Origin of the sequence: Clostridium sulfidigenes (assembly GCF_052067195.1) — a bacterium.
GTDB lineage: Bacteria > Bacillota > Clostridia > Clostridiales > Clostridiaceae > Clostridium_J > Clostridium_J sulfidigenes.
The window spans coordinates 263,322-275,280 of sequence record NZ_JBQHQR010000003.1; the positions used below are offsets into that span (position 1 = coordinate 263,322).

An 11,959-nucleotide genomic window follows, 5' to 3' on the forward strand; every position below is an offset into this window, starting at 1 on the left:
CTTTAGATGGTGAGAGAAAGCAAAAAACAGTTTGGTGAAAAAAGCCTCGGAGTTGTACACAGGATCTTTACTTCACTAGAGTTTATCTTAAAGTGAGGTTGCTTCTTAAAAAAGAAAGAAGTTTCCTTTAGGAAGAGAGATGGTGTAACGGGTGCTCCCGTTATAGAGCTAGGGTATAAGCTTAATATATTTTATTGTAAAGCCGTACTTGAAAAGGTTAATATGGTGACATATTAATAAACTGGGGTGGTACCACGAAGTTGAACTTACCAAACTCTCGTCCCCAAGACTATTGTCTTGGAGGTGAGAGTTTTTATTTTGCAAAAATATAATAATGGACGAAAGTAACGTAACTGAGTCTACTAGAAAATACTATAATGAGGTGTTATTTAGCTTCATAAAAGTTATGAGAAATTAAAAAGCAAAATTGAAAGGTGGTACTATTATATATGTACAATGATTATGTAGAATTAGATAACTTACAAGAAATAATGCAAGATGCCAATGAATTTAACGTAGAGAGAATAAAAAAATTAAATGAACTTTTAAGCAGAGGAATCAATCCTTATCCCTATACTTTTGAGCCAAACACTACTTCAAACTATATAACAAAAAACTTTGATAAAATAGATAGTGAAGAGAGATTTATTTTATCAGGAAGAATAATGCTTTTAAGAAGAATGGGTAAAGTAACATTTTTAAATTTAAGGGATCAGAATGGAAATATTCAAGTGTATATAAGTAAAAATGATCTTGGTGAAGATGCCTATGGAGTTATTAAACTTCTTGATGTAGGAGACATAATTGGTGTAGAAGGATTCGCATTTAAAACAAAAACGGAAGAAATAACTATTAAAGCTCTAAATGTTACCGTGCTTTCAAAATCTATAAGACCTCTTCCAGAAAAATATCACGGAATTCAAGATATGGATTTAAGACAAAGACATAGATCCTTAGATATGATAATGAATGAAGATGTAAGAGATAGATTTGTAAATAGAGCTAAGGCTATGTATGCCATAAGAGAGTTTATGAATTCTAAAGGGTTTATGGAAATGGAAACCCCTATTTTAGATACAAAATATGGTGGAGGAGAAGCTAAACCATTTATAACTAATGTAAATGCATTAGACTGTGAAGTATTTATGAATGTATCTCCAGAGTTATACTTAAAAAGATTGATGGTTGGAGGCATTGATAGAGTTTTTAGTATGGGACGTTCCTTTAGAAATGAAGGAATAGATAGAACTCACTATCCAGAATTTACATTGTTTGAATGTTACATGGCTTATGCTGACTATAATGATATGATGAGAATTATGGAAGATTTATATGAGCACGTATTTACTAAAATCAAAGGAACAACTAAGGCTGTATATGATGGTGTTGAAATTGACTTTAAAGCCCCTTGGAAGAGAGAAACTATGTGCAATCTAGTTCTTAAAGATACAGGGATAGATGTGGAGAGATTAACTAAGGAAGAAATAGTACCTCTAATTATAGAAAAAGGATTATTAGAAGGGGAGCAAAGGGTCGGATTTAATATTAAGGAAGCAAATAAAGGAGACTTAATACTTACATTATTTGAGGCTTATTGCGAGGATAAATTAATAGAGCCAACCTTTGTAATAGATTTTCCATTAGATTCGTCTCCACTATGTAAAGTTCATAGAGAAAATCCAGAGTTAATAGAAAGATTTGAACCTTATGCCTTTGGAGTAGAACTTGGAAATGCATATTCAGAACTTAATAATCCATTAAGACAAAGAATTTTACTTCATGAGCAAGCAGCAAAATTAAGAGCAGGACTTGAAACTGCTAGCCCAATGGATGAAGAATTTGCAGTAGCTATAGATGTAGCTATGCCACCAGCAGGAGGTCTTGGAATAGGAATAGATAGAATGATGATGTTTTTAACAAACTCATCATCTATAAGAGATGTAATTGCTTTTCCATTAGTAAAAAGATAATTAAAAGATAATATAAGAAGAGTTAGTTCAAATTTTACTTAGATTTAACCTTAATTTGCATGAAGATATAAGAAAACTTTATTAATATTAGATTGCAAATTGAATTGTTGATAAAACTTAGTTTAATTATAGAGGTAGCTCTTCTTAATTTTGCATGTAAATTTTAATGAAATTTATTAATTATAAAGGATAAAATGGGGAAGAATAAATTATAAGAGACTTTATTAAAAGTTGACAACATTTACAATGGAAAATTTATCGTTATTCATTTAAATGCATTTAATAAGAGGTTGCAATGAGTAACTTTAGACATTAAAATTAACTTAAGTAATTAGAGATTAAATAGTATATTGATTTTTTATTAATGCAGTAGTTGGATAAACCTAGATGGATATATTGTTGTGAAAAAAATTCATATTTTAAGGGTTGAATTATTTATAAATATATTATTAAAATACATGAAAAGAGATGATTATAAATATCAACCACAATAAAGCTAGGGGGTAATATCATGAAAAGAATTGCAGTATTAACTAGCGGTGGAGATTCACCAGCAATGAATGCAGCAATAAGAGCTGTGGTTAGGATTGGAATTGAAAATGAAGTCCAGGTATTTGGAGTACATAGAGGATTTAATGGGCTTATTAATGGAGAAATATTTGAGATGGATAGACATTCTGTTTCTGATATAATTCAAAGAGGAGGTACTATCCTAAGGACTGCTAGAAGTGAAGAGTTTAAAACACCAGAGGGAAGACAGAAGGCACTTAATGTTATTAAAGTCCTAAAAATAGATGGAATTATAGTCATTGGTGGAGATGGATCCTTTAGAGGAGCTAAGGAATTAAGTGATTTAGGCATACCAACAGTTGGAATACCTGGTACTATAGATAATGATTTACCATATACAGATTATACAGTTGGTTTTGATACAGCTTTAAACACGGCTATTGATGCTATAAATAAAATTAGAGATACCTCTAGCTCCCATGAAAGAGTGAGTGTAATTGAAGTTATGGGAAGAAACTGTGGAGATTTAGCTTTATTTTCAGGTATTGCTGGTGGGGCGGAACAGGTAATAGTTCCAGAGAAAAAATTTACTATTGAAGATATATGTGAGAATATTTTCAAAGGAAAACGTAATGGTAAGCTTCACAATATTATAATCTTAGCTGAAGGTGTAGGTGGAGCACAGAAATTAGCTAAAAGCGTAGAGGAAATAACGGGTATAGAGACTAGGGCAACGGTGCTTGGATATATACAAAGAGGAGGAAGTCCAAGTGCTTTTGATAGAATTTTAGCTTCAAGAATGGGTAGTAAAGCCGTAAAAGTGTTGCTAGAAGGAAAGACAGCAAGACTTATTGGTATAAAGGCAAATAAAATTATAGATATAGATATAAAAGAAGCCTTAGATTTAAAATCATGTTTTAATGAAGAGTTATACAAATTAAGTGTAGATTTGTCTAATTAATGTGTCATAAATAATGTAGAGTTACAAATTTTTTAATATAATTTTATACATTAATAAAGTTATCTAGGCAAAAAAATTTAAATCTATGAAATATAAGGGAGGATAACTATGAAGAAAACTAAAATTGTTTGTACAATGGGACCTACTACTGATGAAAAGGAAATTATAAAAAAGTTAATTGAAAATGGTATGAATGCTGCCAGATTAAATTTTTCTCATGGAAGTCATGAAGAACATAAGAGAAGAATAGATATGGTTAAGGAAGCAAGAGCTGAATTAGAAAAGCATATTGCTATATTACTTGACACAAAGGGACCAGAGATTAGAACTGGAAACTTTGAAAATGGGACTGTAGAACTTAAAGAAGGAACAACTTTTATAGTTCATTGTGGAGAGGATATTATAGGAGATGAAACTAAATGTTCTATTACTTATAAAAACCTCTATAAAGATGTAAAACCAGGAAACATACTTTTAATAAATGATGGATTAGTGGCATTAAAAGTATTATCTATAGAAGGTAAAGAAATAAAAACTCATGTTGAAAATACAGGAGTTATAGGAAATCACAAAGGAATGAATGTGCCAGGAGTTAAATTAAATCTTCCAGCATTAACAGAGAAAGATATAGCAGATTTAATGTTTGGTATAGAAAGTGAAGTAGATATAGTAGCTGCATCTTTTATAAGAAAAGGTACAGATGTACTAGATATAAGACATCTTCTTGATAAGAATGGTGGAGATTATATTCAAGTATTTTCAAAGATTGAAAATAGAGAAGGCGTAGATAATATTGATGAAATTATAAGATATTCTGATGGAATTATGGTAGCAAGAGGGGATTTAGGAGTAGAAATTCCTACTGAAGAGGTACCAGTAGTTCAGAAGATGATTATACAAAAATGTAATGAAGCTGGAAAGCCCGTAATTACTGCAACTCAAATGTTAGATTCTATGATTAGAAATCCAAGACCTACTAGAGCAGAAGCTTCAGATGTAGCTAATGCGATCTTTGATGGAACTGATGCTATAATGCTAAGTGGAGAGACTGCCAGTGGTAAATATCCAGTAGAAGTTGTAAAAACTATGTCTCAAATAGCTATGAAGGCAGAGGAATATATAAACTACGAGGAAAGTTTTAAGAAAAGAAGAAAGTTACATGTTGCTAATGTGCCTAATGCTATAAGTGTAGCTACATGTACAACAGCAATGGAGTTAAATGCATCAGCAATAATTACAGCGACTCAAAGCGGTCAAACTGCAAGACAAATCTCTAAATATAGACCGGAATGTGAAGTAATAGCTTGTACTCCTTATGAAAGGGTTGCAAGAAGTTTAGCACTAAATTGGGGTGTGTTCCCTGTAATAACTCCAAAATTAAAAGATACAGATGAATTAATAGATAAGACTTCAGAAATTGCATTAGCAGCTAATTATGTAAAGAAGGGTGATCTTGTAGTAATTGTTGCAGGAATACCAATGAACTACATAGGTAGTACAAATATGATGAAGGTTCATATTATAGGAGATGTACTTTTACAAGGTAAAGGAAGTAATTCTGGTACAGCCTTTGGAACAGTAATGCATGTAAATAATTCTAAGAAGTTTTTTAATTCTCTAGATGAAAAGCAAATTATTATAGTAGATAAATTAAGCAGAGATTTTTCAGATGTGCTTAATGAAGTTGGTGGAATAATAGTAGAAAGCGATGAGATGAGTTCTAGTGTATTACTAGAATGTGCATCAAGAAACATTCCTATTATATATAATGCACAAAACGCATCTTCAATTATAAAATCTGGATGCTTTATAACTATGGACTCAAAAGTAGGAATGGTATATAGTGGCAAAGCTAATATTAAGTAGTTTCATCCCATGAATTATTTTAAAATTAAGATAATTATGGTATTTATGTAAAATTTATAAAAAATATTGAAATTATCTGAAATTTAATGTATAATTAATAATCCAATGGATAAGACTTAAAATATAACATTTTTGGCAACTGATTCATTATTGACACCCGTTAAGGGTGTCTTTAATTTTTTCGAGAGTTTTAATTTAGATATATTAGCATTAAGAAGTAGCTATAATTTTAGGCCTACCCCGTGCATAAAAAAAATATTTTTCCACATAATAGTATTATCTAATAACTTAAGAAAATAATTTAGAATAGGAGTGCTATGAATGAGTGGAAATTTAGCATGTAATGCAACTAATTGTACACACAACAACTCTGGAATGTGCACCGCTAACACTATCCATGTACAAGGAGCGAATGCTCACTCTAGTGAGTATACTCAGTGTGGAAGCTTCACAGAAATGGGAATAAAAAATTCTCTTTCAAATGTATATAATATGAATATTGGAGGAGAAGTAAAACAAAGCTTTAATAATTTCGCTGGAGGTACAGGACCAAGAATAATATGTGATGCAATAAACTGTAGGTATAATATCAATAAGGATTGCGTTGCAAACTTTGTACACATCAATGGGGTAGGTGCAATAAGTAGTAATAGAACAGACTGTGAAACTTTTAAGATTTAATTCACTATAGTAAGGGTAACTTTAGCTAATTTTATTAATAATCTAAAGTTGCCCTTACTTTAATTTTATATTATGACTACTTATTATGGTTAATTGACTAGTTTTCTGATAAAATTAAAATTAATTAGAAGCTAATAAAGGGTGGTTTTATGAAAATACGTAAAGAGATAAGTAAGGTTAAAGTTATAGAAGAAGCTGAAAAAGAAGAGAGAGAAAGAGTGAAAGCTTCATTAGAAAAAGAAAGATTTCTAAAAGAGGATAGGGAAAGTGAAGAAAGAGAAGCAGAGATAGAAAATCTTATTTTAGAATTAAACAATAATCATGTAGATATAGAAATTGCAAAGAATAAGGATTATATAATTAAGATAGAAGGATATGGACATGAAGGAGAAGGGGTAGGTAAAATAAATAACTTTACTGTGTTTGTTAAAGGAGCCATAAAGGGTGAAACAGTAAAGATAAAGCTTATAAAAGTAAGTAAAACCTATGGAATAGGTAAACTATTAGATGTAATTCTCTCATCTAAATATAGGACAGAACCCATATGCCCAATTTATAAGAGATGTGGAGGCTGTAATCTTCAACATATATCCTATGAAGAACAACTTAACTTTAAAACTCAAAGAGTAAAGGATGTTATGGAAAGAGTAGGAAAGATAGAAGGATTAAAGGTACATAATACTATGGGTATGGATTTCCCATATAACTATAGAAATAAGGTTCAGTTACCAGTTGGAAATAATGATGGAAATATAGTAGTAGGATTTTATGCACCAAGATCTCATGAAATAATCAATATGGATCACTGTTATATACAAAGTAAAATAGGTGATAAAGTTGTTAAGATCCTTAAGGAATGGATGAAAGAGAATAAAGTAACTCCTTATGATGAAAAAAATCATAGTGGTGTAGTTAGACATATAATGATTAGAGAGGGTTTTCAGACTAAGGAGGTAATGGTTGTAATAGTTACTAATGGAGAAAAGTTACCTAATATAAAACCACTTATAAAATCTCTTAGAGAAGAAATTTTAAATCTTAAATCTATAATACAAAATGTAAATAAGGATAAAACAAATGTGATTTTAGGTAACAAATCTATTACCCTATGGGGAACAGATACAATATCGGATTATATAGGTGAATTTAGATTTAATATATCACCATTATCTTTCTTTCAAGTAAATCCTGTACAAACAGAAACTCTATATAAAAAAGCATTAGAATATGCAAGTCTTACAGGAAACGAGGTTGTATTTGACGCATATTGTGGTACAGGGACTATATCACTGTTCTTATCTAAAAAAGCTAAAATGGTATATGGAATTGAAATAATACCTGAAGCTATAGAAAATGCTAATGAAAACAAAATAATTAATAATGTAAAAAATGTGGAATTTATAGTAGGAAAATCAGAAGAAGAAATTCCAAAACTAATTGAAGGTGGAATACACCCAGATGTAATTATGCTAGACCCTCCAAGAAAGGGCTGTGAGGAATCACTTCTACATGCCATAGCAGAAGTAAAACCTAAAAGAATTGTTTATGTATCCTGTGACCCTGCAACCTTGGCAAGAGATTTAAGGATTCTTGAAGAATTAAATTATAAAGCAGTGGAGTTACAGCCAGTAGACATGTTCCCTCAAGGACATCATGTAGAATGTGTAGTCAATCTAATTAAGCAATAGGGCAATTTATAAGAGTTAAACAAGATGGAATAGTTTAAACTTCAGACATTCTTCCGACATGTTTTTTATATGTCGGAAGTTTTTGTTTTTAGAACAGATTCTAAGATATCAACAGTATCATATTTAATCCTTTTAGTTATAGAATATCATTGACTATTTTTACTTCTTTCAAAATAACAAAATCTCTGAAACACTTGAGGCCACAACAACTATTTAACTAGTTATATAGTTTCCTATTAACATATATAAATAGTTTAATATATAACTATTCATTATATGAAAATATAAATTAAGATTAAGAATAAGGTCATATGAGAGCACTGCTGTAAGGCGGTATTCTCATATGACAATGAAATAGTAAATGTATATTTTATTTTGCTGGTTTTATAAGTACTTCTCCAGCACCAAATATAACAATTCTATATTTTGGCGTAAGAGGAATTAAATCATGTATTGGGGATTTAGGTTCTAAACGTAGAAACTGTAGTGAAGTAAGATTTTCATCCATAACTATTAAGTAAGAATTATCTTTTGATGAAATGTTACGAATAGTATAAAGATTATCTTTTGTAGGAGCAAAGTCTGATAATGTGTAAATACCTTCTTTATAAGTAGCGTTGTCAGATGCAAGAGCTAGAATAGAAGTACTAAGTATTAATGCAATCAAAATTACTAATGTGGTAGTAAATTTTTTCATATAATAGCCACCTTTCCATAATAGTTTATGTAATTAAAAAATAATGTAAAATAAAAATTTTATAGTAATTGTAAAGGGAATGCATGTCAATAATATACATTTTATTTATTACTAATGTAAGATTAAATAGAAAAATATATATTAATCAACACCTTTAATGAATATTTCGCCATCTCCAACTATAAAAACTTTATATTCTGATTTAAGAGGAATTAGATTATATCTTGACGATTTTGGAGTTAGGTATATAACTTGTAATAAGGCATCATTTTCACCCATAACTGCGAAGTAACAATTACCTTTTGATGAAATATTCTGAACGAAGTAAGAATTGTTTTTTGCAGGAACGAAGTCTGATAACTTATATGAGCCTTCTTTGAATAGATTTTGGGCAAATGCATGAGTAGAAGCAGATGCAACAAACATTAGAGTTATCAAGATTAATAGCATAACAGTAAATTTTTTCATATAATAACCACCTTTCAACAATAGTTTATGTAGTTGAAAAGATAATATACAGATTTACGATTTAGGAAGTACGTTAGATAAATCGATCTTTGAAAATTGAATAGTACGGTGTTTACAAAGCATGTTATGATTATTTATATTTGTGTATAATTTATATTGAGTACCTCCACTGATAATTATTAATTAGGTATAAGAATTACAAGTCCTTATATCCAGCACTTTATCAGTGGAGTTTCTTTTTTAAAAAGTTTATTTAGATTTATAACAGGAATGTTATTTAAATAGCATTACAGGTGTATAGTTGTATTAATAATCATTTTAAAATGTTAGAGAACAAAATTAAATTTTAGTATTAAATTTAAATGTGATAAGAAATCAGAAGTAATATACTAGAATATCACAATAACGCTAAAGAAAGTTATACAAGAATCCATGTATAAACCAGTAAAGATTAAAAATAATAATCTTTACTGGTTTTTTATGTTGAAAAAAATATTTAGGTTTTACGATTAATGTTGAAATGTGGCAAATGAAATTCATTGATGAAACTTTGACAATTAGATAGAATTGTAGATAAGTATATTACTATAGATTTACATATAGTATAAAAATATACTTATGAGTAAAATATTATTTGAGGGGGAGTAACTATACAATGAAAAAAATAAATTTTCCATTATTTATTGGAAGTATAATTGTAATATTTTTATCAATTGTAGCTTTATACCCAGGATTTTTCGCGTCAAAGGATCCTCTTTTTGAAGAAACACCTAAGTATATAGAATACAAAGAGGATGGTAAATTGGTAGAAAAGTTTGCGTACAATCCAATGCCACCTAATAAAGATAATATTCTTGGAACAGATGATGCTGGAAGAGATGTATACTCAAGACTTATATATGGAACTAGAAACACATTAAAGTTGGCACTTCTTATAGCTATATTTAGAATGATCTTAGCCCTTCCACTTGGATTAGCTGCAGGAATGGGTATAAAGTTTATTTCAAATATAATAAAAATATTTAATACATTTTTTACTGCAATACCTATGCTTTTATTTAGTTTTGTTATTTTGAACATAGGATATTTCAGGAATCTACAAATGGATAAGTCAATTTTTGCTTTTGCAATAGTACTTACCATTGTGGGATGGGCAAAACTAGCTGGAATAATTGAAGATTCAACTAGGATGGTTATGGAAGAAGATTTTATAGAAGGTGAGATAGCTATAGGGAAGACAAAACTGCAGATAGCACGGCAAAATGTGTTACCTCACATATTACCAACTAGTGTAAGCTTGTTTTTTAAAGAAATGGGTATGGCGTTGTTTTTAATTGCTCAGTTAGCAGTTCTTTATATTTTTGTTGGAGTAGCAAGACAAGTTAAGGCACTAGCCTTTAGAGCAAATTATGAAATGATTTTAGAGCCAGAATGGGGAGGTACTCTCTCCAGAATTGCAATAAACGTTAAAAAATATGAAACAACATATTGGATGACTCTTTATCCTATATTGGTTTTTAGTATTGCAATAATTGGAATAAATCTTACAGGAGAGGGACTTAGAATAGAATTTCAAAAGAGAGAGTCTAGAGTTATTAGTTCTATTAGAAAGATTTCTTACCTAATATCACCAAAAATATTTATCTCACAGCTTAAGGATATTAAGAAATACTATAAACCTGTGATTATAAAGAGTTCAATTATAATAGGTGCTATTGCATATATAGTAATACCTTGGCATCCAAGCCTTTATAAATTTGACATAAATCAAGCTAAACTACATGTTGAAGAACTTACCAGTGATAAATATGGAGGAAGGGTAGCTGGAACAGAAGGAGGACATTTAGCTGGAGAATATATAATTAACACTTTAAAATCATATGGTTATGAAGTTAATACTTTAGAAATTCCACTAACAACTACTATAAAAAGTTCAGAAACTAACACTGAAGAAACTATTCCTGAAATTCTGTCTCCTGTGGTAATTGAATCAGGATGGATAAAGGTTACAGATGATAATGGAGAAGAAAAGACCTACCAGCTGCATAAAGATTTTACAATTGCAACTGTAAGTAAAAATATATTTATGACTAAGAAAAAAGAAGAATTGCATTACAAGGGAGTTGCAGCAGACCTTAAAAATGTAAATAATATACCGGAAGGTACAGAGTTCTTTTCTATTAAGAGGGAATATACTGGTTTAGAATTTAATTCTTTTGGTACCCAAAATCAGATAACAAATGAATCAGGAGAAAGTTTTGATTATGATATACAGTTTATATTAGGTGAAGGCTACAATACAAGTAATAATACCTACTTCTTTAATTCCACGGATATCATTCCTTTTGATGATTTAAGGGAAGTATTAGAGAAGGGGTATAGAGAAGTTGAGATAAGCTTTGATTATCCCAAGATACCAAAATATAAGGGTCGTAATATCACTGCATTTTTGCCAGGGAAAGGCAAAACCTATGAAGAACCAGGTGAGTTAATAATTATAGGGGCAAGCTATGATGGTGTCTATATAAATGGAACTGACAGTGCCTACGCTATGTCATCAACTTCTGCTGCAACAGCATTGGAAGTGGCAAGAATGTTATCTCTTACAGAAGACCCATTGGAAAAGTCAATTCAGTTTATATTTTGGGATAATGAGTATGACATGTTTAAATATTCAAAGGTTGATGGTTCATATCATTACAGTGTAATAGAAGGTATGCCTGTAAATATGGCAATGTCACATGGATATTATTATTTTGATATAAGCTATCCAGGATATCAAGAAGATAAAGATTTAAATCTTATAACCTTTCCAGCTCAAATAGCAGAGAATAGTAATTATCTAATGGGATTGGAGATAGAAAAACGATTTAAGCAACTAGATGTTAGATATCAAAGATTTCACGAAAATTATGCAACTACAAATGCTTTAATTAACATGAGATTAAATGCATTCTCAAGTGTTGGAATAGGAAATCCTTCAACAGAGGGAGTTAATAGTAGTATTGATAATATAGAAAATATAAATTATAAAAGAATGGAAAGTATTGGACAAATATTAGTAGATACCATGACAATGAATTCTTATATGATGGATTAGTAAGAAACCTTTGAAAAG

The 11,959-nt window shown here is 30.0% G+C and carries 8 protein-coding genes and 1 other annotated feature (1 of these 9 running past the window's edge); of the genes, 6 read left to right on the top strand and 2 right to left on the bottom strand.

The genetic code is table 11. The features are described 5' to 3' along the window. Nucleotides 1-288: a binding site (T-box leader), on the top strand; it begins 50 nt to the left of the window's first position. A gap of 161 nt (nucleotides 289-449) precedes the next feature. The 5 genes from lysS to rlmD all read left to right on the top strand — a co-directional run bounded on the left by lysS (nucleotide 450) and on the right by rlmD (nucleotide 7,676). Further along, on the top strand, nucleotides 450-1,970 hold the full coding sequence (gene lysS, locus ACTNBA_RS05095) for a lysine--tRNA ligase (RefSeq protein WP_441072903.1): 1,521 nt from the start codon (nucleotides 450-452) through the stop codon (nucleotides 1,968-1,970). A 511-nt stretch (nucleotides 1,971-2,481) separates the two neighbouring features. Then, nucleotides 2,482-3,441, top strand: coding sequence for a 6-phosphofructokinase (gene pfkA, locus ACTNBA_RS05100; protein WP_441072904.1), 960 nt, complete (start codon nucleotides 2,482-2,484; stop codon nucleotides 3,439-3,441). 108 nt (nucleotides 3,442-3,549) lie between these two features. Further along, nucleotides 3,550-5,307 carry a pyruvate kinase gene (pyk, locus tag ACTNBA_RS05105; RefSeq protein WP_346847661.1) on the top strand — a complete coding sequence of 586 codons (1,758 nt, stop codon included), beginning with the start codon at nucleotides 3,550-3,552 and terminating at the stop codon, nucleotides 5,305-5,307. 321 nt (nucleotides 5,308-5,628) lie between these two features. Beyond that, a complete protein-coding gene (locus ACTNBA_RS05110) occupies nucleotides 5,629-5,988 on the top strand; it encodes a DUF1540 domain-containing protein (RefSeq protein WP_441072905.1) in 360 nt (119 codons plus the stop codon). Nucleotides 5,989-6,137: 149 nt separating this feature from the next. Next, nucleotides 6,138-7,676 carry a 23S rRNA (uracil(1939)-C(5))-methyltransferase RlmD gene (gene rlmD, locus ACTNBA_RS05115; protein WP_441072906.1) on the top strand — a complete coding sequence of 513 codons (1,539 nt, stop codon included), beginning with the start codon at nucleotides 6,138-6,140 and terminating at the stop codon, nucleotides 7,674-7,676. Between the two features lie 370 nt (nucleotides 7,677-8,046). On the opposite strand, the gene ACTNBA_RS05120 is transcribed toward rlmD, so the two are convergent. Both ACTNBA_RS05120 and ACTNBA_RS05125 read right to left on the bottom strand, forming a co-directional pair. Continuing rightward, nucleotides 8,047-8,373, bottom strand: a complete 327-nt coding sequence (locus ACTNBA_RS05120; RefSeq protein WP_441072907.1) for a hypothetical protein — start codon at nucleotides 8,371-8,373, stop codon at nucleotides 8,047-8,049. Between the two features lie 141 nt (nucleotides 8,374-8,514). Continuing rightward, entirely contained in the window at nucleotides 8,515-8,823 is a 309-nt protein-coding gene (locus tag ACTNBA_RS05125) for a hypothetical protein (protein ID WP_441072908.1), read from the bottom strand. 673 nt (nucleotides 8,824-9,496) lie between these two features. Here ACTNBA_RS05125 and ACTNBA_RS05130 point away from each other — a divergent pair. Further along, nucleotides 9,497-11,941, top strand: a complete 2,445-nt coding sequence (locus ACTNBA_RS05130) for an ABC transporter permease subunit (RefSeq protein ID WP_441072909.1) — start codon at nucleotides 9,497-9,499, stop codon at nucleotides 11,939-11,941. Nucleotides 11,942-11,959: the final 18 nt, after the last annotated feature.

What these genes read in the sequence shown, in the direction of transcription:
- lysS (WP_441072903.1), top strand. Translation starts at nt 450, where the DNA reads ATGTACAATGATTATGTAGAATTAGATAACTTACAAGAAATAATGCAA.
- pfkA (WP_441072904.1), top strand. Translation starts at nt 2,482, where the DNA reads ATGAAAAGAATTGCAGTATTAACTAGCGGTGGAGATTCACCAGCAATG.
- pyk (WP_346847661.1), top strand. Translation starts at nt 3,550, where the DNA reads ATGAAGAAAACTAAAATTGTTTGTACAATGGGACCTACTACTGATGAA.
- ACTNBA_RS05110 (WP_441072905.1), top strand. Translation starts at nt 5,629, where the DNA reads ATGAGTGGAAATTTAGCATGTAATGCAACTAATTGTACACACAACAAC.
- rlmD (WP_441072906.1), top strand. Translation starts at nt 6,138, where the DNA reads ATGAAAATACGTAAAGAGATAAGTAAGGTTAAAGTTATAGAAGAAGCT.
- ACTNBA_RS05120 (WP_441072907.1), bottom strand. Translation starts at nt 8,373, where the DNA reads ATGAAAAAATTTACTACCACATTAGTAATTTTGATTGCATTAATACTT.
- ACTNBA_RS05125 (WP_441072908.1), bottom strand. Translation starts at nt 8,823, where the DNA reads ATGCTATTAATCTTGATAACTCTAATGTTTGTTGCATCTGCTTCTACT.
- ACTNBA_RS05130 (WP_441072909.1), top strand. Translation starts at nt 9,497, where the DNA reads ATGAAAAAAATAAATTTTCCATTATTTATTGGAAGTATAATTGTAATA.